This window comes from Paenibacillus woosongensis, from assembly GCF_030122845.1.
In the GTDB taxonomy this organism is placed as follows: Bacteria; Bacillota; Bacilli; order Paenibacillales; family Paenibacillaceae; genus Fontibacillus; species Fontibacillus woosongensis_A.
On record NZ_CP126084.1, the window covers coordinates 1,580,861 to 1,607,532 of the forward strand.

The following is a 26,672-nucleotide window of genomic DNA, read 5'->3' on the forward strand; positions in this document are numbered from 1 at the left end:
CTTTTTCTTGAAAAATCTTGAATGCCGCCTCGGAAAGGATGAGGCTAATGGAGCGGCTTAAAATATTATTTATTACGAAAGATTTCAGCCAGTATTTAGAGAGGAATTTTCATTATTTGCAGTTGGAGCTGGCGAAGCATGCTGATCTGGCGCTTTGCCACGAGGGAGGCAGGCTGGACGAGATTCTGCAACGGATACCGTTTACCCCTGATTTTATCCTGTTGAACGATATGTTTCATTCGACGCATTGTCCTCCGGTAGAAGGGGTATTCGATCTGCAAATCCCTTGGGGAATGATTATGCACGACCTCCATGGACATGTTGACAAGCGAAGGGAGTTTCTGGCTAACAGGCCGGAGAATATCTTTACAATTTACCGCAGCGCTTTCCGCAAAAGATATCCCGAATATGAGGGGAAATTACACTGGCTGCCCCATTTTGCCGAACCTACCGTATTTCAAAACTATAATCAGCCCAAGGATATTGATATTTTGCTCATGGGAGCCATCAACCGGCGAATATATCCGCTGCGTCATTTAATGAAGAATACGTATATGAGAAGGCCGGGCTTTGTCTTTCATAAGCACCCGGGGTATGTCAATTTCGAATCCGATCAACAAGTGCTGGTCGCTCAAAAGTTTGCCATAGAAGCCAACCGGGCAAAAATCTTTCTGACATGCGATTCTATTTATAAATACTCTTTGCGCAAATACTTCGAAGTGCTGGCCAGTTATACGCTATTAATGGCTCCGCCGAACGAGGATTTGAGAGACTTGGGATTTAGGCCGGGAGAACATTTCGTTGCGATTTCAGAGCGTGATTATGAAGAGAAGGTAGAGTTCTATTTAAGGCCGGAGAATGATGCCCTGCGTGAGCAAATAACGAGACAAGGTTACGAATTTATTCATGAGAAGCATACGACGGCAGTCCGTGCGCAAAAACTTCTTGCAATTATTCAGAATATAGTGAAAAACAGATGAAAATTTAGTCTCGTAACTAAAGCCAGAAGTCCAAGCTAATGCAATTCTTCCTTCATATATTACTCTAGCAGTATTAGAGAAGGAGGGCTGAAATTGAGTCGAACCATTGCCATTATCGGGCTTGGCTATGTTGGATTGCCTTTGGCTGCAGCGTTCCTCGAAAAGCAGTATAGCGTTATCGGGATAGATCTGGATCAGGATAAGATTCGGAGTTTGAAAAGAGGCCAAAGTTATATCGCCGATGTTGCGGACGAGGTCATCGAAAATGCTGTTCAGCAGGGCAGATTATCCGTATCTAATGATTTTAGCAATATTAAATCTGCCGAATGCATTATTATTTGCGTGCCTACCCCCTTAACCAAGGAGCATGTGCCGGATCTTTCCTTTCTTACCGATGCCGCTAAGAGTCTGAAAGATCATTTGCAGCCCGGCCAGCTTGTTACCTTAGAGAGCTCGACCTATCCTGGAACAACCAGGGAAGTGTTATTGCCCCTGTTGGAGCAAAGCGGACTTACGACGGGCAAGAATCTCTTTATCGGCTTTTCCCCGGAAAGGGTGGATCCTGGCAACGAAGAGTTTCCGCTAACAGGCATCCCTAAAATCGTTAGCGGTGTAACGGAAAATTGCGCCAACCGGACGGAACAGCTCTATCAGACTGTTTTTAGCAAGGTAATTAAAGTGTCCTCCACAGACACGGCTGAAATGACGAAGCTGCTTGAAAATACCTTTCGCTTTGTGAACATCTCTTTCATCAATGAGTTCGCTGTCTTGTGCGATAAGTTGAACATCAATGTATGGGAAGTCGTGGAGGCAGCCTCTTCCAAGCCGTTCGGATATACAGCATTCTATCCAGGGCCAGGTATCGGGGGACACTGTATTCCTGTAGATCCGCATTATTTGCAGTGGAAAACGCAGCAAATCGGAGGGAGCAGCTCATTTATAGAGCTATCTTCCCGCATCAACGAAAGCATGCCGGCCTACGTCCTGTCCAAAGTAAAGGAAGCGATAGGCCATGACGAATTGAAGGGGCGCAGAATATTAGTGCTGGGGGTAACCTTCAAGAAGAATGTAGCGGATGTTCGGGGCTCCAGTTCAATAGAGCTGATTCGACTGCTTGTCCGGGAAGGAGCCAAGGTACTGTATTACGACCCTTATATTAAGGAGCTGGATATAGAGGGAGTTGCGCTTCAATCAACACAGGCGAGCGAATCGGAGTTTCGTCTTGCAGACTGCGTCATTATTGCGACTGACCACCGGGAGCTGCCGCTTCTGGAGGTATTGGAGTATTCGCGGCTTGTCTTCGATACACGCAATGCTACGGCAGGTCTGGCCGGTAAAGCCAAAGTTATAGTGCTTGGCGGAGGGCGGATAGATAGGGCGCAAGAGTAGACTATAACTTATGAATTAATGAATAGGAGGAATTGGTTTGATTAGGCGGCTGGTTATCGATATTCGGTTCAATAACATGGGCATGTGCAAAGATCGATTGACCCGGCCCTGGGTAGAGCATCGGATCAAGCTGTTTCGGGATTTGACGATGAATAGCCTAATGCACCAAACGAATCAGGATTTTCTCACGATGCTGAAATATGACCCACGGTCGCATGACGTGATATATGAAGTGCTTCGCGATCTTCAAATTGATTTGCCGGATAATATTCGCTTCGTTCCTGTTGGAGAGATTGATCAGGCGGTCTCTGAATACATTCAAGGAGCGGATGAATTATATATTGCTAGAACAGACTCGGATGATCTGCTCCATCGGACTTATTTTCAAAGATTGCATGAATATCAGCATCAGCCCGAGACCTGGGCATTGCTTAATCAGCATGGTTACTACTGGGATCGGGATCATAACGTAATGGCTCCGAAATTTTATGCATCCCCGCAATTTTATGTACTGATCTACAACGTCCAAAATTATCTGAAGGGGGAGCGATATACAGTCAGAGATCATGGCCATGTCATCAAATTCCCGCATGAGAAGCTTGCTGGGCGGAATTGGGTCAACGTCGTGCATTCTACGAATACTTCTCCTAAGAGGGTACCGGATGAGCAGCGGATGAAGGATGGGGAGATTAAGGCCGTATTGAAGGATTACAAGTCCGGTTTGTAAAAGAAGGTAAGCTCTGGCGGGTCGAAAGAAAGGAAGGTGCTTTAATGTTTAAGGATAAAATTATTCTTGTAACCGGGGGCACCGGATCGTGGGGAAGGACGTTGACTCGAACACTTCTCCGAGAGAATCCGGCAGAGATCCGGATTTTCTCCCGTAATGAATATGCTCAAGTCCAAATGCAGCGGGAGTTCGGAAATGACCCCCGGCTCAAATTCGTTATCGGTGATGTTCGTGATTATGACGCCGTTGAGTCTGGGTGCAAAGGGACAGATTATGTATTTCACTTGGCAGCATTGAAGCACGTTCCAGTATGCGAACATCAGCCAGCAGAGGCTTTGAAGACGAATGTTATGGGTACGGAGAATATTATCCGGGCCAGCATTGCCCAGAAGGTAGCCAAGGTTATTGACGTATCCACCGATAAAGCGGTAGATCCGATCAATACGTACGGTATGACAAAGGCGATTGGCGAGAAGCTGATGATTCATGCCAACCTTTTAAGCGAGCACACCCGGTTTACTTGCATTCGCGGCGGCAACGTATTGGGGACAAATGGCAGTGTCGTACCGCTGTTCATTCAGCAATTGCAATCGGGCAGAGATCTTACATTAACCCATAGCCTGATGACCCGATTTTTTCTGACATTGAATGAGGCGATTGAATTGCTGCTCAAGGCTGCCAGAACGGCCATCGGCGGCGAAATGTTTGTCATGAAGATGAAAGCCTGCCGTATTACTGACATTGCAGATGCGCTAGCCGAGCATTATTTAGGCCATACCGTTCCCTTGCGGGAAATCGGGATGAGGCCCGGGGAAAAGCTGCATGAAGTACTGGTCTCCCGTTATGAATCGCCGTACACATACAAATATAACGAGCAATACTTCGTAATCCTTCCGTCCAATCCTTCTGCCCCACTGTTCAAACAATACAATCATCTTCCACGGGTAGGTTTTGATGAGTATCATTCGAATGACAGTCTCATTACCAACCAGGAAATCGTCGACCTTCTCCGGGAAGGGGGCTTTCTGTCCTGATTTCGATAAGCTTATGCATGATCGTCAAAGATGAAGAAAAATTTCTGCCCGAATGCTTGGATTCAGTATGCGGCATTGTTGATGAAATTATTATTGTGGACACCGGCTCACGAGACAGAACCAAAGAGATTGCTCAAAAGTATACTTCAAAAATTTATGATTTTTCTTGGTGCGATGATTTCTCTGCTGCAAGAAATTACTCGTTCGAGCAGGCAACCCAGGAGTATATTATGTGGCTGGATGCGGACGACATTTTATTGCCAGAAGATCAAGAGAAATTGAAGAAGCTTAAGGAGAGTTTGTCCCCAAAAAGAGAAGTCGTAATGATGGATTACTGTTTGTCCTTTGATTCTGCGGGAATTCCTCTCGTCTTATCCCGCAGGCATCGCCTTGTCCGAAGGGACAAAAAGTTGAAATGGGTCGGAATAGTCCATGAATATATCGACGTTGCAGGAGCGGAGGTCTGTTTTGCCAATGTCGCCGTAGCCCACCGCAGGCAGGGCTCGCATGCAGAACGCAATTTACGGATTATTGAACAATGGATTGCTTCCGGCGGCCGGCTGGAAGGGCGGCTTTTGTTGCACTACGGCAGCGAGCTGGCAGATATAAGCCGATTGGAAGAAGCAGCGGTTCAATTGAATCGTTTCCTGCTGCAGCCTGGAAATGCCCTGAGCGACTGTGTACTCGCATGCATCAAATTGGCGGACTGCTGCGAAAAACTGGGGTTGAAGGAGAAAAAGCTGGAAACACTCCTTCGTTCCTTTCAATACGATACGCCGCAGAGCGAAGTTTGCTGTGCGATCGGTGGATGCTTTGAAGAACGAGGACAATGGGAAACAGCGATTTACTGGTATCGTCAGGCTCTCCAAACTGCAGAGGAATTAGTACTTGGGTTTATGGAGAATCGCAGCTTTCGCACCTGGCTTCCCCACTGCAGGCTTTGTATTTGTTATGCAAAACTAGGGAACCTGGAGAAGGCCGATTGGCATAATGAACAAGCGCTCCGGTATTTGCCGCAGGATCCGCAGCTCCTAGCCAACCGATCTAAATTCAATAATCTACTTCGGCCTGAAGCTTAGGCAATAACAGAAAAGCGAAGCGGGATCAGCCCTGCTTCGCTTTTAAATTTAGCAGCATGTTTCGAAAGTCTGCGGCATACTGCTGCGGTGACATGAAGTTCAATACATATTCGGCTCCCCGGTTCCGGATATGCTCGCGAAGATGTAAATTTTCCATGAGCTCTAGTGCCTGCTGCAACGCGTCATCTTCATTGTCACGGTCAAAAAATTTGCCGGTTTCGTTATGCCGAATAAAAAAACGCACTCCTTCCGAATCCGTGCTGAGCACGGGACAACGGCACGCGATCGCTTCTGCAACCGCATAGCCGAATCCTTCAAGTACGGAGGTGGAGAGGAGAAAGCCGCCAGAGTCCCCCACCTGAGATAAATAACCCGGCATTGCGGAATGTGGAGCATTCTTATGAACTTTTATATGGTCGTGTAAGCCATAAGAGTGCACCTTCTGCCAAAATAATTGAAGTGTTTCCTTTGGGCTGAGCATATCGTCTAAAAATACCCAGAACTCTAAGTTGTGTTTAAGCTTAGACAGAGATTTGGCGATTTCCAGGAATAAGCCCCAGTTTTTATTCATTTCGAGACGTCCAATCCATGCAATAACAGGCTTTAAAGGAACATTTCCAGGCTGGTAGCAGAATTTAACGGTATCAAGCGGGTTAGGAAAAGTAAATTTTGAAAGGGAAGGGCAAAACTCGTCAATTAATTGAAGAAGATGCGGTGTGGGGGGCATAAGCACTCCTTGGCAGTTAGCCTGGAGAATGGATGCCCCTTCGTTTAGCGTATTTTTGGCTGCTGTCATTGTTCCGAACCCTTGTGCTTCGAACAATATGGGGCCGGTATAATTAAGGTTGCGGATTCTTTGCGGCATAAGGTAATCAGAAGTGGCAATAATGGCATCGTATTGAAACATCTGAAGCAGTTTAAATAATTCAGGGTCTGTTGGGGAGATAAAAGTTGGGATGTCCGAAATGTTCTGCAGACCAGAACCTGTGCTTGTGTATAGAAGATGTCCCTTGATAGCCACTTCACGCAGCGCTTCGCATCGTAGGCGATTTAACGTTTCCACGCCTCCGCTGGGAACATAAAACGTAAACAGAACCTTCATGATGGGTCACCTCGAAAAATGTATATCATATAGTACGCGCCGAAAAAATAAGGGTGAGGGTATGTTTACCTGTATGCAGCGACTTTCCCCGGAGCATCCTAACGGATGTTCATTATCCATCACTTTAAAAACGGGGGATGACTAAATGCGAATAGCCAAAGTTGTTAGCTTGTCTTTGTCGGCAACGCTTATTGCCGGAATGGTCGGATTAACGGGCTGCGGGACTAGAACCGATAATACGAACATGCGATCTCAAAGCGTCCGCAACAACGGAAATTACGACGTGAATTCCCTGAGAACAGGCGATCGGAATTTCACGCGGAGTCTTGGCAACGGTCAAAGCGAGCGTATCAACTCGTTGAAGTACAGCCCAGCTTTGAGCAACAAAGTAGCGCAGATGCGTGAGGTTCAATCGGCCCATGTTGTGGTTACCGATCGTGATGCTTATGTTGCGGTAACCCTTCATGGACAAGGCCATCAAGGTACCGGTACAAGAGCCAGTGGAGTTAATCAAGGCACTACAAGATATGGAAATCAAGGCATGGGCAATTATGGCATGAGAAGTACAGGTACGGGTACAACAGGTCTTGGAAGAACTCCAGGTACTTTCCCTAACGGAACGGCTGGATTTGGTACGGGAACTGGTTACGGTTATGGAACGAGAACGGGGACTGGCCTTGGAAACGGTACAATAGGATACGGCCCAGGTACTGGCATGGGATTAGGTTCGACGGGTTATGGCACAGGTACGGGAACTGGGACAGGTGTTGGAGCAGGGACTGGAACCGGGTACGGAACAGGATATGGTACGGGATACGGGACTGCTGGTACTGGAAGGAACTATGATGGGCTTGGCGGAGGACTAATGGGCCGTTCTGGTGTAGCTGGAAGTTTGTTTGATACGACTACCCGCGGGAACAGAGGGGTAAACGGAATGAATGGCGGCACTGATGGGATGATTGGAATGAAGAGTACGCGCAACAGAAATACGGTGGATGGCGTTGGAACTACTCGCGGTCTTGGCACGGGAACTGGGACGGTGGTTGATAACGTGCCACAAAGCGTTAAGGACCATATTTCCAGCGTTGTCAAGAAAACGGCTCCCCATATTCGCAATGTGCACGTATCCGGTAATCCGGAGTTCATGACCCACGTTAGCAACTACGCGACACAGCATCGCACCGGTGGTACTTTGCAGGGGCATGTAAGAGATTTCGAGCATATGGTTAATCGAATCTTTCCAGGACGTGCTGGTACGATGACAGGTCCGAGCGGATACAGAAATACGGGTACCGGAACAACTGGCACTGGAACGACGGGTACAGGCACGGGCATGTCCGGTACTACCGGCACAGGAACCGGCAGCGGTACAGGCTTCTCGGGTGGAGTAACCCGATAAGAAGCATCTAGTGCTGTGACAAAAAAGCAGCAGCTCAAAGGATGAATACCATTCAAATCCTTGGCTGCTGCTTTTGATTGTTTTTTATGATTATACTTCAAATTTCCGCCCTTTGACCCATGTATCCTGCAAATTCAAATTTGCGTCGACCAGCAGTAAATCAGCTTGTTTCCCCGTCTCGATCGAACCGGTAAAATGGTCGATTCGGATCAGTTTGGCGGGGTTTAAACTGGCCGCTTCCGAGGCTTTTTCGATCGAAAGGCCGACTTCCCGGACCAGATGGCGGAAGCCGCGAATCATAGTCAAGGTGCTGCCCGCAAGCGTATTATCACTGTCTTTAAGGGTACATACATTGTCCTTAACGACAACAGGAAGGTCACCAAGCATGTATTCGCCGTCCCCAAGCCCTGCCGCAGACATGGCATCGGTGATCAAAATCAAATTGTTGTCGTTCTTCACCTGAGCCAGAAGACGGATGGCTGCATGGTGCACGTGAATGCCGTCGGCGATAATTTCCGCACTGATCCCGGGAGTGCTCAGGACCGCACCGGCCGTACCCGGTTTCCGGTGATGAAGCGGAGTCATCGCATTGAAGGTATGGACGGCATGATGCAGCCCCACCTGAACGGCCGCCATAATCTCTTCGTAAGTGGCATCAGTATGGCCCGCCGCTGCGACGATGCCCTCTTTGCGAAGGTATCGGGTCAGCTCCAGTGCTCCTTCTCTTTCGGGGGCAAAGGTTACCTGTTTGATTAGGCCAGGGTATTTATTGTTCCACGCCTCCACCCAGGAACGGTTTGGGGGCACGATATGCGAAGGATTCTGGGCGCCGGGCCATTTTGGGCTGATAAAGGGGCCTTCTAAATGAACGCCTGCCAATTGAGCGTAAGGCATGTCTTTTGACATATACTCGTTTACTTTCTCAAGCACTTCATCTATCACGGCTTGCGGCATCGTCATCGTCGTAGCAAGCATAGATGTCGTGCCTTGGCTGCAGTGCAGCTTCGTAATCGCGTCGAAGGCTTCCTGGCTGGGAATGGAGAAATCCTCCAGCATGCCTCCGTGAACATGAATATCGATAAAACCTGGCAACACGTAGCTTCCTTCAGCATCAACCGTGGATGCCGAAGCCGGAGAATCCGAAGGCATTCCTGATGTTGAGCCCACGTATGCAATTAAGCCTTCCTCTACGACCACCGCGCCGTCATGTATGATTCCTTTTGGAGTAACGACTTCGGCGTGAGTGATTTGAAAACTCCGGTTCGCGGCAGTCATAGTTATAGCAGCCTCCCGGCATCTTGGTCGACGATGACAACGACATTTGGATGAAGCTGCAGGAGGGAGGCAGGGCATTGCGTTGTTACAGGGCCTTTAAGTGCTTTAGCCACGATTTCAGCCTTATCTGCTCCTTTAGCCATCAGCAGGATTTGCTTCGCCTTAAGAATGGAGCCGATACCCATCGTAATGGCATGAGTTGGCACTTCGTCGATGGAGTTGAAGTAACGCGCATTAGCTTTGCGGGTAACCTCGTCCAACTCGACAACATGTGTCGCAGCCTTCAATTCGTCTGCGGGCTCGTTGAAGCCGATATGACCGTTGTGGCCAAGGCCAAGAAGCTGCAAATCGATTTGTCCTGCTTGCTCTAGAAGCTGTGTATACTCCTCTGCGGCTTTATGCCCATCACCGGATACGCCTGATGGCACATGCGTATTGTTCAAATCGATGTCTACATGATTGAACAATTTCTCGTTCATGAATCTGCGGTAGCTTTCTGAGTGATCCTCCGCAAGGCCGATATACTCATCCAGGTTGTAGCTGCGGACTTCCTTGAAGCTGACCAGCCCTTGCTTGTGAAGCTCAATCAGATGCTGGTATACTCCGACAGGAGTCCCGCCAGTAGCCAGTCCTAACGCAGCACGTGGGTTCGTTTGCAGCAGGCTTGCAATAATTCCTGCTCCGGTCTCATTGAATTGCTGTTCATTGTTTACTTTAATGATATTAAACATATTATTCGCCTCCTGTACTTTTGCGATAAATTTGAACGTTCTGGTATGAATTTTTCAGTTTGGGCGTATATTCCGTAAACTCCAGACTTACCATTCCCGTAAATAGAATATCAATGACATGCAGTTGGGCAATTCTTGAGGCCATGTCTCCCCGGCGCATTCCTTCCTCCAGCGAAGAAGAGAACAGCGATATGTCAGCCAGGGATGCCAGGGTGCTGCTCCCGTATTGGGTTAACGAGAGGGTGATCGCACCGCTGTCTTTGGCACAGCGCAGCGCATCTATCGTCTCCGGCGTTTCTCCAGAATAGGAGATTGCCAATGCCGCATCGCCCTCGCTTAAGCTGGATGCCGAAGTGATTTGCATGTGGGAATCCGCAAACGCAGTACAATTTTTGCCGATCCGAATAAGCTTCTGGTAGAAATCCTGCGCAATGACGGAGGACGTAGCCACCCCGTAAAGATCGATTCGTTTAGCGCGGCAAAGTACCTCTACCGCTTTCTGGAGCTGGCTGATATTCAATAGACGCGTCGTGTCCGTAATCGAAGCAAGATGATTCGCCTCCATGGCCTGGACGATCCTGTGCAGATCATTGCCCGCAATAATGTCCTGGTAGTGGCTTTCTGAAGGCTTGTGAGCGAGTTCAAAAGCCAGCTTCATTTTGAAATCGGGAAACCCTTTGAAATGAAACGACTTGCAAAATCTTGTCACTGTGGATGGACTGATTCCGCACTCCTCAGCGAGATCAGTAATTCCCATATGGATGACGGAACTAGGGGCGTTAAGAATGTGTTCTGCCAGTCGTCTTTCTTGGGGCGGCAAGCTGTTCAGTTGTGTAGACAACGCATGCAGAATAGGAGTAAGAATGTAAGTTCACCTTCTTTCCTGTAGCAGATACACAATAGATAAGAAAATAATTTTCGTGAAATTAGCAAGTAACGTGAAAACTATTTTAGTACATAATAAAATATTCCACTTTATAATGCAAGGTGTTTTATTACACCCAAGTGACACTTTTGAAACGAATTCCTTGTATTTTTAAGAAACGCATAATACACTAATATTTGCTCAAGCTTACCGGTTTTATCCGTATTATTTCCGATGAGGAGGAATAGCGTGGATCCGAATCTCGATCACTATATAGACCGGCTCCAATCGAAGTTTTCGGTGGTCGTCAAGAAGCTGCAAAACGAAATCATGCAGCACCGCGATCTGCCGTTAACGGGGCCGCAGTTCCATATGCTGTCGCTCATAGCGAAGGAGCGAAGCTGCAATGTCACTTATTTGGCGGAGGCACTGGTCGTGAAGCCGAGCGCGATCACGGTTATGCTTGACCGCCTCGTTCAGAACGGCTACGTCGAGCGCAGGCATGATGAGCAGGATCGCCGTGCCGTGCTGTTATCCGTTACGGAGCATGGCAAGGAAGTGTATGAGAAGGCGCGGAAGAAATCCAGGGAAGTGCTGGCTAATTATTTCGCTTGCCTGGATGAGAATGAGAAAGAAGTGCTGGAACGCGTTATAAATAAGTTTGATGAGGTGGGGCGTTTACGCCTTAAAGAGAGAGAAGCTGGTGAAGCATAGGGGAATCGGAAAGATCCAGGTGACTGGATGGCTGTTCCCAGCCCGGCTCGTTGCTTGTACATTTGTGTGGGTTTGCCCGCATTTGCCGATGCCATCGGGAAAAATTTCGAATTTAAGTTTGGAGTTCTTGTATGCGGTCAGAGCGACTAAGCACCTTTGAGGGTGCTTTTTTTGGGTTTAGCTGAAAGTGTGGAGGAGCGGGTTCCACTAAGTTGGAGAGGCTGCCATAATGCAGCGCCAACGGACCGTAGTTCCGCTATACAGGCAAAAAGTTGCTAAACGCAGTGCTAAGGGACCGTAGTTCCGCTATTTACCTAAAATAGGTATACGACATGCGTATTTTTGATAAATAAGAGCTTCTGTGTCCGTAAGCTCGTCAAAATCAGCAAAAAAGTAGGAATAAGTGCTTTGATGTCCGTTAGCTTCCCGGTCGCTTGGTGCTATTTTGCGCATACTTTTGAAGGTAATGGAAACTTGTTAGTCAGGCTGCCTTAGGCTGCATTTGTCATTTAAGGTAATTCGAGTGCTTGGAGTTGCTGCTGGTCTGATCATACTTAGAGCAACTGATGTTACTTAGTCCCCTTGAAATTACATTGTTGAGCTTAGGTAATTCAGGTTTTGGCGTGCTAGCTGATGCTTAGTGCGGGTTATCCTTGGACAAACCATCACGTCAGAACTTTGCTGGCTCGGGGGTGTTTTTTCATTTGTAACGCAATCCGCTAACGAGGTAGAATAAGGTTAATATTTCCGAATTTTAAATCTTTAATGTTTTGGAATTCTGTAATTTTAAACGATGCTGGAACTTGAAAGGGAGAGCATGTTGGGCTCAGGTAATAGCAAAATTGAGCAAAGACCAAGGAGCGGAGGATGTTTATGGAACAATATATACTTGCTCTTGACCAGGGAACTACAAGTACGCGGGCGATTCTGTTTAACAAGCAAGGGGAGATCGTGCACTTGGCGCAGCGTGAATTTCCGCAATATTTTCCAAAGCCAGGGTGGGTGGAGCATAATCCCAATGAAATTTGGGGTTCCACTCTCGCGGTGATCGCTTCCTGCTTGTCGGAGTCAGGGGTTAAGCCGGGGCAGGTGGCTGGAATCGGTATCACGAACCAGAGGGAAACAACGATCATTTGGGAGAAGGAGACCGGAAATCATATCTACAATGCTGTTGTATGGCAATCCCGGCAGACAGCGGATATTTGCGAGGAGCTGATGGCGGCGGGCCATAATCCAGTATTCCAGCAAAAGACGGGACTGCTGATCGATCCCTACTTCTCAGGGACGAAAGTGAAGTGGATTCTGGATCATGTCGAGGGAGCAAGGGAGCGTGCAGAAAAGGGAGAGCTGCTCTTCGGTACGATCGATTCCTGGCTCATTTGGAAGCTGACCGGCGGCCAGGTGCATGTGACCGACTACTCTAACGCTTCGAGGACCTTGATGTATAACATTCATGAGCTATGCTGGGATGACGAACTTCTGGAGCTGCTTCAAGTTCCGAAAGTCATGCTTCCCGAAGTACGCTCATCCTCTGAGGTTTACGGACGGACGGCGCCTTACCATTTCTTCGGACATGAGGTGCCGATTGCGGGAGCTGCGGGCGACCAGCAGGCCGCTTTATTCGGACAAAATTGCTTCGAGCGGGGCATGGTAAAAACGACGTACGGCACAGGCTGCTTCATGCTGATGAATACGGGCGATCAGCCAGTCTCGTCGGGCCATGGCCTCATTACATCGATTGCCTGGGGGATCGGCGGCAAGGTTGAATATGCGCTTGAGGGAAGTATCTTCGTCTCCGGTTCAGCCATACAATGGCTAAGAGACGGTTTGCGGATGTTTAGGGAGTCGAAGGACAGCGAAAGGTATGCCGAACGCGTCCAGTCCACGGAGGGGGTATACGTCGTGCCGGCCTTTGTCGGCTTAGGCAGCCCGTATTGGGACAGCGACGTTCGAGGCGCTGTATTCGGCCTCACTCGGGGAACGAGTAAGGAGCATTTTATCCGCGCAACCCTTGAATCCTTGGCTTATCAGACCAAGGACATTCTAGTGGCGATGGAGAAGGATTGCGGCTACAAGGTGAATACGATGCGGGTGGACGGGGGAGCGGTGTCGAATACGTTCCTGATGGCATTCCAGAGCGATATTCTCGATGTTCCGGTGGAACGTCCGGCTGTGCGCGAGACGACCGCGCTAGGCGCAGCTTATCTGGCTGGGCTTGCCGTAGGATATTGGCGGGATCTTGAAGAAATTCGCCGCATCTGGAGCCTGGAACGGCGATTTGAACCGACAATGCCAGAAAATGAGCGGGAATCGCTCTACAATGGCTGGAAAAAAGCCGTTTATGCCGCTACGGCCTTCAAATAAGGAATGGGCTGCCAAAAGCAGCCCATTTTTGCTTTGTATCGCACGCTTACTCGCTGTATTTCATAATATGTTTTGACTGTATCCCTTAACCTTGTTACACCACAAAACCCGAGCAAGGAGGGGTGACGCATTTTGAAAAGCAGCGATCGTAACAGCAAATTTCTGTTGACTCATCGTGAGCGGGAAGTTTTTGAACTCCTCGTGCAGGATAAAACGACGCGCGACATTGCGGGGCAACTATTCATTAGCGAGAAGACCGTACGAAATCATATTTCTAATGTCATGCAGAAATTGAACGTAAAAGGTCGTGCGCAGGCGGTTGTCGAGCTGATTAAGCTTGGGGAGCTGAAAATCTGACGGTTTGGGCAAAACACGTCAAAAATCGTAAGCCTTCTAATTCCTTGTCCGGAGAGGAAAGGAACTAGGAGGTTTTTTGTTGCTTGAGGCTGAAATAGGAATTGTATTTTAGGGTTGATAATTCCTTATTTTCCATATATTATATATTGGTGAATTGAATAAACGGGAGCTTGGGCCAACCAGGCTGAGAGGATAGCTAATGCGCTGTCGACCGTAATACCTGATCTGGGTAATGCCAGCGGAGGAAACGTTCGAGCCTTTGTGTATACAGAGACCGCTTCTTTCGTTGCGGTCTTTTTGTGTTGCACTTGGCAGCAGCAGCTCCGCTTGAACCCATTCATTCTAAGGAGGAATAGAAATGGCAAGCGAAACCAGCAACAACACAGTAAACCCTGAGTTCCTAGCTTTTCCGGGCAGCCGCAAGGTGTATCTTCAAGGTTCACGGCCGGATATACAGGTGCCCATGAGAGAGATCGCACTTGCGCCGACCGTTCGCGGAGAATCGGAAGAAGAGAATGAACCCGTTCGGGTATATGATTGCAGCGGTCCTTACACCGACGCTAACTATCATGCGGATATTAGGACAGGGCTTCCAGCGAACCGCAAAAATTGGATTCTGGAGCGGGGGGATGTGGAGGTTTATGAAGGCAGGAGCATAAGACCTGAGGATGATGGATACCAAACAGAAAAGCAGCTTGATCAGACGGAGACATTCCCCGGCCTGCGCCGTAAGCCTTTAAGAGCTAAAGCCGGCCGCAATGTGACGCAGATGCATTACGCAAGAAAGGGTATCATCACGCCCGAAATGGAATACATTTCAATCCGGGAGAACGTGACTCCGGAATTCGTACGCAGGGAAGTCGCCGAAGGCAGAGCGATTATTCCCTCCAACATCAATCATCCTGAAAGCGAACCGATGATTATCGGCCGTCATTTTCTGGTCAAAATCAATGCAAACATCGGCAACTCGGCCGTCGCCTCCTCCATTGAGGAGGAAGTGGAGAAGATGAGATGGGCGACCCGTTGGGGCGCTGACACGATTATGGATCTTTCCACGGGGAAAAACATTCACACGACGCGGGAGTGGATCATCCGCAATTCACCGGTGCCTGTAGGCACAGTCCCGCTCTACCAGGCATTGGAGAAGGTAGGCGGGAAGGCCGAGGCATTGAGCTGGGAAGTCTACCGCGATACATTGATCGAGCAGGCGGAGCAGGGCGTCGACTATTTTACGATCCATGCCGGAGTGCTCCTGCGGTATATTCCGTTAACGGCTAAGCGTGTCACAGGCATTGTGTCTCGCGGCGGATCCATCATGGCAGCCTGGTGCCTTGCTCATCATCAAGAAAACTTTCTTTATACCCATTTTGAAGAAATCTGTGAAATCATGAAAAGCTATGACATCGCCTTTTCGCTTGGCGACGGCCTGCGGCCGGGTTCGATTGCGGATGCTAACGACGAAGCTCAGTTCGCTGAGCTCGAGACGCTCGGCGAACTGACCCAAATTGCTTGGAAACATGACGTTCAGGTGATGATCGAAGGGCCAGGTCACGTACCGATGCACTTAATTAAAGAAAATGTAGACAAACAAATGGAGATATGCCAGGAGGCTCCTTTCTATACGCTGGGTCCGTTAACTACGGATATTGCTCCAGGCTACGATCACATTACTTCAGCGATAGGAGCGGCTATGATCGGTTGGTTCGGGACGGCTATGCTGTGTTATGTGACGCCTAAGGAACACCTCGGCCTCCCTAATAAAGACGATGTTCGCGAGGGAGTCATTGCTTATAAAATAGCTGCACATGCAGCTGATCTAGCGAAGGGACATCCTGGGGCCCAAGAAAGAGATAACGCGTTATCCAAGGCCCGGTTCGAATTCCGCTGGCGGGACCAGTTCAACCTCTCGCTCGATCCTGAGAGAGCTCTGGAGTATCATGATGAAACTCTGCCCGCGGAAGGAGCCAAGACCGCTCACTTCTGTTCCATGTGCGGCCCTAAATTTTGCAGCATGCGAATCACTCAGGACATCCGCGATTATGCCAAGCAGCATGGAATTGAAGAAGAGGAGGCTATCGCCAAAGGCCTTGAGGAAAAATCACGGCAGTTCAAGGAAGCGGGAAATGTCATTTATCGTTAAAAATGTTTCCTGATTTATCAAGCTTAGGTATGTAGGATGTCGTGCACTAAATGGAATTCATGTATCTAATTGCACTCTAAGTGAATGGTTTAGAGGATTAAATGGATTTTACGCACCTAAAGCCAAGAATTCAGCCATGGTTGACAATTCCCTTACTTCTAACGACATGAAATCCATTTAAATCCTTCTTTCCTTCCTTACTGCAGAAATGAACTGCTATAAATCCATTTATAATAAATTGAACTAGAAAGTTCAACTTATTATAGCCATAAAACCATCCAGCCCCCTCCATATGGAGGGGGCTGGATGGTTTTATGGTCACCTGTGCTAGAGCGATTTCAGATAGTCTACAATCGTTTGCAGCCCTTTATCGAAATTCTCCAGATTGAAGTGCTCGTTGGGAGCATGGAGATTCTCGTCGGGAAGCCCAAAGCCCATCATGACGGCCGGGGCATTCAGGACGCGCGATAATGTTTCGACAATCGGGATGGAACCGCCGTCGTGCGTAAACAGGGCGCGGGTGCCGTATACGCGTTCGTATGCGTCCGCGGCTTTCTGCAGCATCGGATTCGCTGGATTGATAGTGAACGCCCGGGCTTTCTCGACTTGGACGATGTTCAACTTGGCGCCAGGCTGTACGTGCTGCTTGAGGTGCGCCTCGATTTTATCCAGAATATCCTGAGGATCCTGATTGCCGACTAAGCGGCACGTAATTTTGGCGTGAGCTTCCTTTGGAATGACGGTTTTGGAGCCTTCGCCCTGGAATCCGCCGTATACCCCATTCAATTCCAGCGTTGGACGGGCACCGGTCCGTTCCACGAAGCTATAGCCTTCCTCGCCATAGAGCGTGTCCAGGCCCAGGTCGGCTTTTAATTTGTCCTCGTTGAATTGCTGCTTGGCGAATTCCTCGCGCATGGCAGGGGTCAGCTCCGGTACTCCTTGATAGAAGCCCTCCACGGCTACTTTTCCCTTGTCGTCATGGAGCGTGGCCAGCAAGGAAACGATGGCATGCAGCGCATTCGGCACGCCGCCTCCGAAGGTTCCCGAGTGCAGATCCGTATTTGCGGTGTGCACCGTAACTTCCAGGGAGCAAAGGCCGCGAAGCCCAATGCAGATCGCTGGTTTGCCCGGCTCCAGCAGAGCCGTATCGGAGATGAGTACGACATCGGCCGCTAGCTTTTCCTTATGCTCATCCAAGTACGGCGGAAGGTTAGGGCTGGCGATTTCCTCCTCGCCTTCAATGCAAAACTTAATGTTGACCGGAAGCTGCTTCTCTTCCTTTAATATAGCCTCCACGGCTTTGATATGCAGAAACAGCTGGCCTTTATCATCCGTTGCTCCGCGGGCATACAGCTTGCCGTCCCGGATCGTTGGCTCGAACGGAGGGGTCTCCCATAAGTGGAGCGGATCTACCGGTTGAACGTCATAGTGCCCGTAAACGAGCACGGTTGGTTTCCCTGGAGCATGCAGATGGTCTGCGTAAATAATCGGGTGTCCCTTGGTTGGGATGATTTCCACATTCTCCAGTCCTGCGCTCGATAGTGAGCTGGAAATCCACTCTGCTGCCCTGGCTATATCCGGCTTATGCTCGGATAGGGCGGAAATGCTTGGTATCGTTAGCAATTGCTTAAGTTCGTCTAAATGCTGTTCCCTGTGTTGTTGAAAATAGGATTCATAGCTCATCGTTGATCATATCCTCCCGGACTTTTTTGTGACTCCTTTAGTTTACTACGTTTTGCCCGCTAACACGAATACAAAGAGACAGGTACAGTTATTCTAACCGTGCGGATCATTTGTCATGTGAATTTGACAGATTTTATTAATAATCTCGTTAATTTTATTTTTCTTTAATGTACAATATCACTAATTCTGGTACTCTCTTTAAAGAGAGCTCAATTCTGAGAGCTTGGGTTGTTAGTAGATTGAAGGGAGTTATTGCGTAAATGGATGATAAAGATAAGAAGGAACTGGAATCAGTAGAGGGGGCAGAACAAGAGCAAGGAAGCGATTCCGCTGAACCGGGAACAGCTGAAGAGGCAGTAACGGGATCGGATACAGGGGCTGGAACCGAAGAAGGCGTAAATGCAGATGACAGCAAGGAGGCTGAAGCTGCTGCTGAAGGTAGTACGGAAGCAGAAGCTGAGGTGGACTTCACGGAACCGGAAGCTGTTCAAGCGATCGAGGCGATTGAGCCAACACAGGCTGCCGCCAAGCCGGATTATTTTTTTGACGGACAAGCCAATACAGGGGCAGGATTTACGCCACCCCCATCTTCCAGTTCGTCCAAAGCGTGGCCGATCATCTCTCTGATTCTAGCCGCTGGGCTGGTGATTGCATTGGTATTTCCACTGCTGAATAACAAGAAGGATGTTGTGGCTACGGTTAACGGTACTAAAATTACGCAGGATGAACTGTATAATGAACTTGTGAAGGCTGGCGGCGGAGAGCAAGCCAAGCAAGCGCTGAATGCTATGGTTATGAAGACTCTGATCACGCAGGAGGCCAAGAAAAAGAATATCGTAGTGACGGAAGAAGATATCAACGCGGAAATCGATAACTATATAAAATCCTTCGGCAGCCTTGAAATGCTGGAGCAAATGCTTCAGCAGTATGGCATGACGATGGACGATTTGAAGCAGGACTCCGAAATGAATGTCATGATTACCAAGCTGCTTGAGGATAAAACGAACGTGACAGAAGACGAAGTAAAGCAAACCTTCGAAACGTATAAAGAGTCCTTCAGCACTCCTGAGCAGGTTCGGGCTTCTATTATATTGGTAGAGACCGAAGATGAGGCTAACGAGGTCATTCAGCAGTTGAAGGACGGCAAGGATTTTGCCGAGCTTGCTAAGGACAAGTCGCTGGATACCTTCACCAAGGATTCGGGCGGGGATACAGGATTCTTTGAACGGGGGCAAGTGGAGCCTGCCGTCGAGGAGGCCGCATTTAAGCTGCAGCAGGATGAAATCAGCGGCGCCGTTAAGACTGACGAGGGATACAAAGTCATTAAATTGACCGACCGCAAGGAAGCCAAAGAGGGTACGTTTGAAGAAAATAAAGAAGAGATTCGCAAGGGCTTGGTAGCGCAGCAAGTTCAGGAACTGTTCGGGGATTGGTATAATGAACTAGAGAGCCAAGCGAAGATCACTAATAAACTGACGGATGCGGATACAGCGAACAGCGATAATTCCGCAAGCTAATTTTTGAGTAAAGAAGAATTAGACTCAAGGATAGCCGGCGTCTCCTAAACAGGGATGCTGGCTATTGCTGCATTTTCGGCCTGATGGCGAGGAGCCTTGCTGCAGATGTCAATTTCGATTGCAAGTTGCGGGTTTTATGTATAACCTTATGAATAGATGGTTTTTCTGTATAGATAGGAGAGGAGTAGTTCTGATGGCGGAGTGGTATGAACGCAGCTTTGGTGAAGATTATTTACTTGTCTATAAACATCGCGACGTGCAAGGAGCGAAACGCGAAGTACATACGATGATTTCTTGGCTGGATTTGCCTGCAGGGGCAAAGGTGCTCGATCTTTGCTGCGGCATGGGACGACACTCCATGGCGTTGGTTGAAGCGGGTTACGAGGTTACGGGAGTAGATTTATCGGACGTGCTGCTGCGGGAGGCGCGGAAAAATGATCCTAATGGCCGCGTTACCTGGCTAAAGGGCGATATGCGCCAATTGCCGCTTGAGAGCGGTTTTGACGCGGTTGTCAACCTTTTCTCTTCCTTTGGCTACTTTGAGGAGGATACGGAGCATATTAAGGTATTAAAGGAAATTCGCAGAGTATTGAAGCCGGGCGGACAATTTATTATTGATTTCCTAAATCCGGCATATACGGTGGAGCATCTGGTGCCTCGCTCCGAGCGGGTGGATGAAGGACAGCACATTACAGAAGAGCGCAGCATCCAGAACGGATATGTGAAGAAACATATAACGATCCGGAATATGGACTCGGGGACGACGGATGAACCGAGACAGTATTTGGAACGGATCAAACTGTATAATCGGGCGGATTTTACCGAAATGTTGAATAACAGCGGCCTGCAATTGGAGCATGTTTATGGGGGCTACGGCGATATTCCCTATGAGCCGGAAACGTCCCCCCGCATGATCTTGGTCGGTAGATCCTTATGACGGCCGGGCGATTTCAGGAGTGGGCCGAAGCTGGTGTGATTCAAATTCCGATTTCCATGGCTCCGCCGCTGCGACAGGTGAACAGTTATCTGCTTCGCGGTCCAGAGGGAGTCACTATTATAGATCCAGGGCCGCGAACGGATGCGACGGAGCAGGAATGGAAAGAAGTCTTGAGGGAGCTTGGGCTTCAGCCAGCCGATATTGCAGCGATTGTCCTCACCCATCATCACCCCGATCATTTCGGACTGGCCGGGTATTTGCAGCAATTGACCCATGCTCCGGTGTACATGTCCGCACGGTCGTATGAAGAGGCCGAGCGAATGTGGGGAGCGAAAAGTACGGTCAATGAGGCGCTGCCCGCCCTGTTTCGGCAGCATGGCATGCCTGAAGAGTGGTTGAGCCAGCTGCCGTCGCATTTGCACAGCTTTATGGCTCAAGTGACGCCTTTCCCCGAAGTTACTTTTGTAACGGAAGGCAGCCCAATCGCCATGGGAGGGAGAAACTGGGAGCCTATCGTTACCGGCGGTCATGCTCCCGGTCATATGTCGTATTATAATCAGAGCAGCAAAATCATGATCTGCGGCGATGCCGTACTGCCGCAAATATCTCCCAACATCAGCTTAGTGCCCGGCAGCGAGCCGGATCCGCTGCAGTCCTTTATGGATAGCTTGAAGCGGCTGGGTGCTTACGAAGTCAGTATGGCTTTTCCAGGACACCGCAGTCCGTTTGATTATTTCAATGAGCGGATTCGTTTGTTAATCCAGCATCATGAGCAGCGGTTGGAGCGAATGGAACAGCTGCTGCTGGAGAAGCCAATGACAGGCTTCGAGGTGTGCAGCGCCGTATTTGGAACCAAGCTGGGCATCCATCAAATGCGGTTTGCGATGTCGGAGACTCTGGCTCATTTGATTGAGCTTGTCCGCCAAGGCCGTACGGCCTTGGAAGAGACGGGCGGAAACGGGGAGCTTCAATTCAGGGCATTGCAGGAATCTTATAGAGCTCGTTAGAGGCATATGATTACTAAAATAAGAACAAGCCGCGCATTCACGCAGCTTGTTCTTTATTTTCTGGGCAAGTAAGATTTAGCGGTCCGAATCGATCGTTTCCTCGCCCAGTTCCTTCTCGCGCTCCGCCTGTTTTCGGTGGGCGATCCGGCTGCTCGCTGAAGCGGCAATGGCTCCAACGATATCGTCAAGAAACGTGTTGCAGGGGCCTAGGCTTTTATCGTTCAGCCGCTCCAAGACGCCGGGTTTAAGCTTGTCCACATAGCCATAGTTCGTAAAACCGATGCTTCCGTAAACGTTAACGATGGAGAATGCTAAAATTTCATCGACGCCGTACAAACCTTCGTCATTGGCGATCATATCCTGCAGCTCTGGAATCAGAAGCCCTTGCTCTGCCAAAATATCCAGTTGAATGCCTGTCAGCACGGCATTTTGGACCTCTCTCTTGCTGAGAACCTGCTCCACGTTGTGGATGCACTCCTCCATAGTCAGGTTTGGGTAATACTTCTGCTGCAGCAGCATAACCAGCTCGGCAATTTCGTCGAGTGTCACCCCGCGTTTATGCAGCCACTCCATGGTGGCATCAGCTACCTTTTTACTGTTCAAAGTATAAGGCACCTTCGCTTTTGGTTGGTTCATCCCCATTCACCTCTACCCCTCTTATACGATGTTCATGTGCTTGAATCGTCTGACTCGGCTAAGATGCAGTGTGTCCACTTCCGGGAAAAATTAGTTATTTTTCAAGAAGGGGCTCGTATATATAGTAATACAAACCTTAGAAAAATGTTAGGGAGGACCCTGGTCATGAATTGGAACCGCTCATTACGCAATACTGCCGTAGCGGGAATGCTCGCGCTTCCGTTATTGCTGACAGCCTGTAATCCTTTTGCCGCAAAATCGTCGGGTCAAATCGATCCTCCGCCTGCAGATGTTGAATACGAGATGCTGAGGAATCTTGAAGCGCAAGATCAGACAAGCCTGAGTACGGACGGTTTAATGTCCACCGTCTATCTGGAGAACGAGCACGGTTTGCTTGCTCCGGTAGCCCTGCGGCTGCCTGATGAAGACAGCAGCACGCAGTTGACAAGGGCACTGGAGAGCTTGGTGAAGGACGGTCCTTACGCCAAGCATATTCCGGTAGGATTTACTGGTGTGCTGCCGGAAGGTACGGAAGTCGAGGCCGTTACGCTGCAGAAGGATCAGCAGCTGGCAATCGTTGAATTCACGGAGCCATTCACAAATTACGATGCCCGTGATGAGCGCAAGATTATGGAGGCTCTTGCCTGGACGTTAACGGAGAATCCGGACGTTCAGCAGGTTCAGCTCTGGGTTGACGGAGCCAAACTGAATGAAATGCCTGTGGATGGCACGCCTCTGGATCGTCCATTGACGCGTGCTTTAGGCATCAACTTGGAAATCAGCAGCGGCACAAGCCTTTCGCTGAGCAGTCCGGTCACTGTGTATTTCTCGGCTGCGACACCGGAGGGAGTGCAGTATTTTGTACCGGTTACCCGTTTTGTCTCAAGCACCACCGACCGGGTTCAATCGGCGCTGCATGAGCTGATTAAAGGCCCGACCCAGGGCGAAGGACTGGAGCGGGTCGTAACCGATAATACTAGCGTCGACAGTATTGACGTATCTCAGGATGGGATCATTACCGTAGCAATCAGTGACGATATGTTTGAGCCCGGGGAGAGAGTTCCCGCCCAAATGCTGCAGTCGCTTGTTCTTACCGTAACGGAGAATACACAGGAAGAACAGGTGCGGATCTGGCTGAATGGCGAAAAAGATGTCATTGGGATTGATAACCAGAAATACAGCGAGCCGGTTTCCAGGCCGGAAACCATTAACGAAATCCCTCTGTGATGCTGTAATGACGATGCTTCGATGGCTTATTGGGCTTGCTGCGGCAAGTCCAATTCTGTTATACAGGCATTTAGGCTTATGGAGCACCCGTTCTGCGAAGGGGGAATACAGATATATCGCGAGGAAGGAATGGAATGGTGATTTTATGCTTACACTTTGGTAGAATAGGGAAAGCGTAAAGACAGCATGAAACGTAGGAGGCGGGTTACGATGAGAATAAACGGGCGTGAAGCAAACGAGCGGCGGCCATTGAACTTAACAGTAAATATTAACAAGTATGCAGAAGGATCCGTATACATCGAGGTTGGAGACACGAAGGTAATATGCACGGCTACCGTCGAAGAGAAGGTGCCGATGTTCATGAAAGGCCAGGGCAAAGGTTGGGTAACTGCAGAATACGCTATGCTTCCCCGGGCAACCCACTCCCGTAACCAGCGCGAATCGGCACGCGGCAAGCAAAGCGGTCGGACGATGGAAATCCAGCGTTTGATCGGCAGGGCTCTGCGTTCCGTCGTTGATTTGCAAGCCCTTGGCGAGCGGTCGATCACCATTGACTGCGATGTGCTGCAAGCCGATGGAGGAACACGTACCACGTCGATTACTGGTGCATTCGTTGCTCTGGCACTGGCAGTGAACAAGATCGTGCAGAAGCACGCTTTGCCTGTATTCCCCATCACCGATTATCTGGCTTCCGTCAGCGTCGGTATCGTCGGCCAGGAGACGCTGCTGGATCTTAACTACGACGAGGACTCCAAGGCCAAGGTGGATATGAATGTAGTTATGACGGGGCAAGGCCAGTTCGTCGAAGTGCAGGGGACCGGCGAAGAGAATCCATTTTCCCGGGAAGAACTGAATAAAATGCTCGAGCTTGCAGAGAAAGGCATTCGCGAAATGATTCAAATTCAGCGTGAAGCGCTCGGACCTATCGCCATGAAGATTGGCAGCAAGCAATCGGGGGCGGATGTATGAACAATAGCCAGGAATCAGTTATTATTGTAGCCACCCGGAATCAGGGAAAAGTGAGGGAATTTGCCCATGCGCTTGCCTTTTTGGGCAAGCCCGTGAAGAGCATGTACGACTATTCCGAGGTTCCGGAAGTGGTCGAGGACGGCAAGACGTTTGCGGAGAACGCACGCAAGAAGGCAAAGGAAGTGGGCGATTTCCTTGGCCAGACTGTGCTGGCCGATGATTCGGGGTTATGCGTGGACAAGCTGGAAGGCGCGCCTGGCGTTTATTCGGCTCGCTATGCTGGGGAAGGGGCTTCGGATGAGGACAACAATGCCAAGCTTCTGAGCGAATTGGAGCACATGCGGCTAGGGGAAGATACGGAGCAGCCGCTGCTTAGCACAGCCCGGTTCGTGTGTCATCTTGCCCTGTATAATCCGGCGACGGGGGAGTTTACAGAGGCTTCTGGAACGGTGGAGGGCTGGATTACATCAGAGCCGGCCGGAGAAGGCGGATTCGGATATGACCCGCTGTTTTATCTGCCGGAGTACGAGAAGACCCTTGCCGAGCTAACCGTCTCGGAGAAGCAGGCGATCAGCCATCGCGGTGCGGCATTGCGCCAGCTGGCCCAGCAAATGGAGGACATAAATAAATAAGAAGCCCCGGCAGTGCGGAGACTTCTGAGAAATTGATTACGTCATGAAGTTGCTATACCCCCTTTAAGTGACCGTATACGAGCCTGTTCATTTCCTTAAGGACGGGCTGAATGCTAACTTAAAGGGGTTTTTAGCATGACACGGTTGTGGCCGGTATGCTACTGAAGCTGGTTGTTTTCATTGTTATTTTTACGGCGGCTATAATAAAAAAACCAACAGTCGTTAAGCAGGCGAATTTGACGCCGGTCTTTTTTATGAAAGGCGCGCATCATCTGGTTGCTGAGCCAATTGGGCAATACAATCTCCTCCCGACTTTTCCCTATGTACGTTAGCATATGGGGAGAAGCCGTGAAGTGTGCAGGTCCATGAACTCTATTGGCCCTCTTCCTCGTACCATTGCTCTAGCTGGGCCTGCAGCGCGCGAATTTCCGTAAGCAAAGAGATCAAGGGATAATTCTCTTCTTGTATTGCGGAGAATGCAGCTTCAAGCTCATTGATGTAGGCTAAGCCGCTTGTAATTTGCAGCGATTCCTGCAGCAGATCAAGCTGGTCGCATTCGGCAATCGCTTGCGGCAGAGATGGAACCTGGGCCGCGGTTAGCTTATCGATTTCTTTGTTCAGGCGCAAATTGAGGGCGCTTAGCTGGTAAGCGTAATCCGCAGGCATTTCCACAAAACGCAAATCGCTACCCTGCTGCAAAATGACATATCTCATTAAGGACATTTTTTACAGTCTCCTTTTCAATTATTGCTACTTGACAGTGTAGCTTAACAGGAAGTTAGAATTCAAGTACAAACCGTGTTTGATCAAGGCCAGGAATGTGAATGGCGGCAAGTAAGGGGGTTATTTTCATGACGGATGAACAACTACAGGCCTGGGTCGAGGAGATTTCGCTTCGCAGCTTTGGGTTGCCTTTTCGCCATGAAGCCAGGTTTAACCGGAGGCTCAGATCGACAGGCGGCAGATATTTCATGAAGTCCCACCATATCGAGATTAATCCGGCCCAGCTGGATGCTTACGGGGTAGAGGAAGTGGAGAAAATCATTAAGCATGAGCTATGCCATTATCATTTGCATATTATGGGCGGAGGCTACAGACACCGGGACCCGGAATTCAAAGCGTTATTAAGTCGGGTAGGGGGAAGCAGATACTGTCAATCGCTGCCTGGAGAGCAGGGCAGAAGAACATTGCCTTACCGGTATATGCTCAAGTGCACAAGCTGCGGTATGGAATATTTGCGCAAACGCCGCGTTGATCCTCGGCGATACCGCTGCGGTAAATGCTCGGGAAGCCTTCAGCTGTCGAGTTATGGGCAGCAGAATTGAAGTAAATTGAAATAAGCAGCCGAGCTGAAATGTGATATACTACAAAAAAAGATAGGGAAGTGATCCATTATGGCTAAGTCCAAAGCCAAACGAATGCGCGACAAATTAACGCGTGAAGGCAGACGCAACCCGGAACTGGGGAGAAGTCCCTTTGCCGCAGCAGATTTAAGAACGAGAAGAACCAAAACCAAGCAAGAGCTGTTAAATCAGAGTAAGCATAAACAGAAGAACCTGATCTCTTATTATGGAGAGGATGGTTCTTTTTTGTTGGCAAGAAGCAGCTCGGCTTGTCATATATATGAAGTGGGAGCGTAAGGATCCAAATGGGAGAGGAGCAGCCGGCCTCGAAGAGCAATATGCGGACGGAGGCGAAGCAAAATGAGTGCAGAGATGCTGATTCAACTGCTAGTACTTATCGTCATGCTCATCGAACTGGCGCGGCACCGAAAGGATTCCTGAAGTTCCGTGAAGGTCTGGCCGCCGGTGCCAGGCCTTTCCAGCCCTATCTTATGGCATGTCCATATTCTTGACTTTGCTTCAAAATCATGATAAATTATACCGTAAATCTATAGTAAACAATTAG

At 49.3% G+C, this 26,672-nt stretch carries 26 protein-coding genes and 1 riboswitch; of the genes, 18 read left to right on the plus strand and 8 right to left on the minus strand.

Annotated elements, in window-relative coordinates; genetic code table 11:
* Positions 1–47: 47 nt before the first annotated feature.
* The 5 genes from QNH46_RS06880 (at position 48) to QNH46_RS06900 (ending at position 5,209) form a co-directional block, all read left to right on the plus strand.
* Entirely contained in the window at positions 48–980 is a 933-nt protein-coding gene (locus QNH46_RS06880) for a glycosyltransferase (RefSeq protein WP_283927455.1), read from the plus strand.
* A 93-nt stretch (positions 981–1,073) separates the two neighbouring features.
* The gene (locus QNH46_RS06885; protein WP_283927456.1) at positions 1,074–2,369 is read left to right on the plus strand and encodes a nucleotide sugar dehydrogenase; all 1,296 of its coding nucleotides are present in this window, start codon (positions 1,074–1,076) and stop codon (positions 2,367–2,369) included.
* Positions 2,370–2,406: 37 nt separating this feature from the next.
* Positions 2,407–3,096: a glycosyltransferase gene (locus tag QNH46_RS06890; protein ID WP_283927457.1), complete on the plus strand. Its 690-nt coding sequence runs from the start codon at positions 2,407–2,409 to the stop codon at positions 3,094–3,096.
* Between the two features lie 44 nt (positions 3,097–3,140).
* Positions 3,141–4,130, plus strand: a complete 990-nt coding sequence (locus tag QNH46_RS06895) for a polysaccharide biosynthesis protein (RefSeq protein WP_283927458.1) — start codon at positions 3,141–3,143, stop codon at positions 4,128–4,130.
* A 17-nt stretch (positions 4,131–4,147) separates the two neighbouring features.
* Entirely contained in the window at positions 4,148–5,209 is a 1,062-nt protein-coding gene (locus QNH46_RS06900; RefSeq protein ID WP_283927459.1) for a glycosyltransferase family 2 protein, read from the plus strand.
* Positions 5,210–5,234: 25 nt separating this feature from the next.
* Here QNH46_RS06900 and QNH46_RS06905 read toward each other — a convergent pair whose 3' ends face one another.
* Positions 5,235–6,311 (minus strand): glycosyltransferase, encoded by a 1,077-nt coding sequence (locus tag QNH46_RS06905; protein WP_283927460.1) that lies wholly within the window; start codon positions 6,309–6,311, stop codon positions 5,235–5,237.
* A gap of 145 nt (positions 6,312–6,456) precedes the next feature.
* On the opposite strand from QNH46_RS06905, the gene QNH46_RS06910 reads away from it, so the two are divergent.
* Positions 6,457–7,710: a YhcN/YlaJ family sporulation lipoprotein gene (locus QNH46_RS06910; protein WP_283927461.1), complete on the plus strand. Its 1,254-nt coding sequence runs from the start codon at positions 6,457–6,459 to the stop codon at positions 7,708–7,710.
* 90 nt (positions 7,711–7,800) lie between these two features.
* On the opposite strand, the gene nagA is transcribed toward QNH46_RS06910, so the two are convergent.
* The 3 genes from nagA to QNH46_RS06925 are packed head-to-tail and all read right to left on the minus strand — an operon-like array spanning position 7,801 to position 10,581.
* Positions 7,801–8,985, minus strand: coding sequence for an N-acetylglucosamine-6-phosphate deacetylase (gene nagA, locus QNH46_RS06915; RefSeq protein ID WP_283927462.1), 1,185 nt, complete (start codon positions 8,983–8,985; stop codon positions 7,801–7,803).
* Positions 8,986–8,987: 2 nt separating this feature from the next.
* The gene (gene nagB, locus QNH46_RS06920) at positions 8,988–9,716 is read right to left on the minus strand and encodes a glucosamine-6-phosphate deaminase (protein WP_155609497.1); all 729 of its coding nucleotides are present in this window, start codon (positions 9,714–9,716) and stop codon (positions 8,988–8,990) included.
* Between the two features lies 1 nt (position 9,717).
* Positions 9,718–10,581, minus strand: a complete 864-nt coding sequence (locus QNH46_RS06925; protein WP_283928370.1) for a MurR/RpiR family transcriptional regulator — start codon at positions 10,579–10,581, stop codon at positions 9,718–9,720.
* A 249-nt stretch (positions 10,582–10,830) separates the two neighbouring features.
* Between QNH46_RS06925 and QNH46_RS06930 the strand changes: the two genes are divergently transcribed.
* From QNH46_RS06930 to thiC, 4 genes are all read left to right on the plus strand, one after another.
* Positions 10,831–11,295, plus strand: a complete 465-nt coding sequence (locus tag QNH46_RS06930; RefSeq protein ID WP_283927463.1) for a MarR family winged helix-turn-helix transcriptional regulator — start codon at positions 10,831–10,833, stop codon at positions 11,293–11,295.
* A gap of 873 nt (positions 11,296–12,168) precedes the next feature.
* On the plus strand, positions 12,169–13,659 hold the full coding sequence (gene glpK / locus QNH46_RS06935; protein ID WP_283927464.1) for a glycerol kinase GlpK: 1,491 nt from the start codon (positions 12,169–12,171) through the stop codon (positions 13,657–13,659).
* Between the two features lie 132 nt (positions 13,660–13,791).
* Positions 13,792–14,016: a helix-turn-helix domain-containing protein gene (locus tag QNH46_RS06940; protein ID WP_009225122.1), complete on the plus strand. Its 225-nt coding sequence runs from the start codon at positions 13,792–13,794 to the stop codon at positions 14,014–14,016.
* Between the two features lie 152 nt (positions 14,017–14,168).
* Positions 14,169–14,280, plus strand: a riboswitch (TPP riboswitch).
* Positions 14,281–14,374: 94 nt separating this feature from the next.
* Positions 14,375–16,156 (plus strand): phosphomethylpyrimidine synthase ThiC, encoded by a 1,782-nt coding sequence (thiC, locus tag QNH46_RS06945; RefSeq protein ID WP_283927465.1) that lies wholly within the window; start codon positions 14,375–14,377, stop codon positions 16,154–16,156.
* A 327-nt stretch (positions 16,157–16,483) separates the two neighbouring features.
* Here the strand turns inward: thiC and QNH46_RS06950 are convergent, their stop codons facing one another.
* Positions 16,484–17,839 carry a dipeptidase gene (locus QNH46_RS06950; protein ID WP_283927466.1) on the minus strand — a complete coding sequence of 452 codons (1,356 nt, stop codon included), beginning with the start codon at positions 17,837–17,839 and terminating at the stop codon, positions 16,484–16,486.
* Positions 17,840–18,099: 260 nt separating this feature from the next.
* On the opposite strand from QNH46_RS06950, the gene QNH46_RS06955 reads away from it, so the two are divergent.
* From QNH46_RS06955 to QNH46_RS06965, 3 genes are all read left to right on the plus strand, one after another.
* Complete coding sequence (locus tag QNH46_RS06955; RefSeq protein WP_283927467.1) at positions 18,100–19,356, plus strand: peptidylprolyl isomerase; 1,257 nt, start codon at positions 18,100–18,102, stop codon at positions 19,354–19,356.
* A gap of 193 nt (positions 19,357–19,549) precedes the next feature.
* Positions 19,550–20,293 carry a class I SAM-dependent methyltransferase gene (locus QNH46_RS06960; RefSeq protein ID WP_283927468.1) on the plus strand — a complete coding sequence of 248 codons (744 nt, stop codon included), beginning with the start codon at positions 19,550–19,552 and terminating at the stop codon, positions 20,291–20,293.
* Positions 20,290–21,300: an MBL fold metallo-hydrolase gene (locus tag QNH46_RS06965; protein ID WP_283927469.1), complete on the plus strand. Its 1,011-nt coding sequence runs from the start codon at positions 20,290–20,292 to the stop codon at positions 21,298–21,300. The genes QNH46_RS06960 and QNH46_RS06965 overlap by 4 nt, the downstream gene beginning before the upstream one ends.
* 75 nt (positions 21,301–21,375) lie before the next feature.
* Here QNH46_RS06965 and QNH46_RS06970 read toward each other — a convergent pair whose 3' ends face one another.
* On the minus strand, positions 21,376–21,942 hold the full coding sequence (locus QNH46_RS06970) for a phosphatidylglycerophosphatase A family protein (protein ID WP_430691889.1): 567 nt from the start codon (positions 21,940–21,942) through the stop codon (positions 21,376–21,378).
* A gap of 159 nt (positions 21,943–22,101) precedes the next feature.
* Here QNH46_RS06970 and QNH46_RS06975 point away from each other — a divergent pair, with 159 nt between their 5' ends.
* From QNH46_RS06975 to QNH46_RS06985, 3 genes are all read left to right on the plus strand, one after another.
* Positions 22,102–23,163, plus strand: coding sequence for a GerMN domain-containing protein (locus QNH46_RS06975; protein WP_283927471.1), 1,062 nt, complete (start codon positions 22,102–22,104; stop codon positions 23,161–23,163).
* Between the two features lie 210 nt (positions 23,164–23,373).
* Complete coding sequence (gene rph, locus QNH46_RS06980; protein WP_283927472.1) at positions 23,374–24,132, plus strand: ribonuclease PH; 759 nt, start codon at positions 23,374–23,376, stop codon at positions 24,130–24,132.
* Positions 24,129–24,764, plus strand: coding sequence for an XTP/dITP diphosphatase (locus tag QNH46_RS06985; protein WP_283927473.1), 636 nt, complete (start codon positions 24,129–24,131; stop codon positions 24,762–24,764). The genes rph and QNH46_RS06985 overlap by 4 nt, the downstream gene beginning before the upstream one ends.
* 158 nt (positions 24,765–24,922) lie before the next feature.
* Here the strand turns inward: QNH46_RS06985 and cmpA are convergent, their stop codons facing one another.
* Together cmpA and QNH46_RS06995 are read right to left on the minus strand one after the other, a co-directional pair.
* Positions 24,923–25,060 (minus strand): cortex morphogenetic protein CmpA, encoded by a 138-nt coding sequence (gene cmpA, locus QNH46_RS06990; protein ID WP_283927474.1) that lies wholly within the window; start codon positions 25,058–25,060, stop codon positions 24,923–24,925.
* A 76-nt stretch (positions 25,061–25,136) separates the two neighbouring features.
* On the minus strand, positions 25,137–25,487 hold the full coding sequence (locus QNH46_RS06995; protein WP_213589196.1) for a hydrolase/acyltransferase: 351 nt from the start codon (positions 25,485–25,487) through the stop codon (positions 25,137–25,139).
* A 128-nt stretch (positions 25,488–25,615) separates the two neighbouring features.
* On the opposite strand from QNH46_RS06995, the gene QNH46_RS07000 reads away from it, so the two are divergent.
* Positions 25,616–26,089 carry a SprT family protein gene (locus QNH46_RS07000; RefSeq protein WP_283927475.1) on the plus strand — a complete coding sequence of 158 codons (474 nt, stop codon included), beginning with the start codon at positions 25,616–25,618 and terminating at the stop codon, positions 26,087–26,089.
* A 69-nt stretch (positions 26,090–26,158) separates the two neighbouring features.
* Positions 26,159–26,404, plus strand: a complete 246-nt coding sequence (locus QNH46_RS07005; protein WP_283927476.1) for a hypothetical protein — start codon at positions 26,159–26,161, stop codon at positions 26,402–26,404.
* Positions 26,405–26,672 lie beyond the last annotated feature (268 nt).

Excerpts from the sequence above, each read along its gene's own strand:
- QNH46_RS06880 (WP_283927455.1), top strand. The coding sequence starts at position 48 with ATGGAGCGGCTTAAAATATTATTTATTACGAAAGATTTCAGCCAGTAT.
- QNH46_RS06895 (WP_283927458.1), top strand. The coding sequence starts at position 3,141 with ATGTTTAAGGATAAAATTATTCTTGTAACCGGGGGCACCGGATCGTGG.
- QNH46_RS06900 (WP_283927459.1), top strand. The coding sequence starts at position 4,148 with ATGATCGTCAAAGATGAAGAAAAATTTCTGCCCGAATGCTTGGATTCA.
- QNH46_RS06905 (WP_283927460.1), bottom strand. The coding sequence starts at position 6,311 with ATGAAGGTTCTGTTTACGTTTTATGTTCCCAGCGGAGGCGTGGAAACG.
- QNH46_RS06910 (WP_283927461.1), top strand. The coding sequence starts at position 6,457 with ATGCGAATAGCCAAAGTTGTTAGCTTGTCTTTGTCGGCAACGCTTATT.
- nagA (WP_283927462.1), bottom strand. The coding sequence starts at position 8,985 with ATGACTGCCGCGAACCGGAGTTTTCAAATCACTCACGCCGAAGTCGTT.
- nagB (WP_155609497.1), bottom strand. The coding sequence starts at position 9,716 with ATGTTTAATATCATTAAAGTAAACAATGAACAGCAATTCAATGAGACC.
- glpK (WP_283927464.1), top strand. The coding sequence starts at position 12,169 with ATGGAACAATATATACTTGCTCTTGACCAGGGAACTACAAGTACGCGG.
- thiC (WP_283927465.1), top strand. The coding sequence starts at position 14,375 with ATGGCAAGCGAAACCAGCAACAACACAGTAAACCCTGAGTTCCTAGCT.
- QNH46_RS06950 (WP_283927466.1), bottom strand. The coding sequence starts at position 17,839 with ATGAGCTATGAATCCTATTTTCAACAACACAGGGAACAGCATTTAGAC.
- QNH46_RS06955 (WP_283927467.1), top strand. The coding sequence starts at position 18,100 with ATGGATGATAAAGATAAGAAGGAACTGGAATCAGTAGAGGGGGCAGAA.
- QNH46_RS06960 (WP_283927468.1), top strand. The coding sequence starts at position 19,550 with ATGGCGGAGTGGTATGAACGCAGCTTTGGTGAAGATTATTTACTTGTC.
- QNH46_RS06965 (WP_283927469.1), top strand. The coding sequence starts at position 20,290 with ATGACGGCCGGGCGATTTCAGGAGTGGGCCGAAGCTGGTGTGATTCAA.
- QNH46_RS06970 (WP_430691889.1), bottom strand. The coding sequence starts at position 21,942 with ATGGGGATGAACCAACCAAAAGCGAAGGTGCCTTATACTTTGAACAGT.
- QNH46_RS06975 (WP_283927471.1), top strand. The coding sequence starts at position 22,102 with ATGAATTGGAACCGCTCATTACGCAATACTGCCGTAGCGGGAATGCTC.
- rph (WP_283927472.1), top strand. The coding sequence starts at position 23,374 with ATGAGAATAAACGGGCGTGAAGCAAACGAGCGGCGGCCATTGAACTTA.
- QNH46_RS06985 (WP_283927473.1), top strand. The coding sequence starts at position 24,129 with ATGAACAATAGCCAGGAATCAGTTATTATTGTAGCCACCCGGAATCAG.
- QNH46_RS06995 (WP_213589196.1), bottom strand. The coding sequence starts at position 25,487 with ATGTCCTTAATGAGATATGTCATTTTGCAGCAGGGTAGCGATTTGCGT.
- QNH46_RS07000 (WP_283927475.1), top strand. The coding sequence starts at position 25,616 with ATGACGGATGAACAACTACAGGCCTGGGTCGAGGAGATTTCGCTTCGC.
- QNH46_RS07005 (WP_283927476.1), top strand. The coding sequence starts at position 26,159 with ATGGCTAAGTCCAAAGCCAAACGAATGCGCGACAAATTAACGCGTGAA.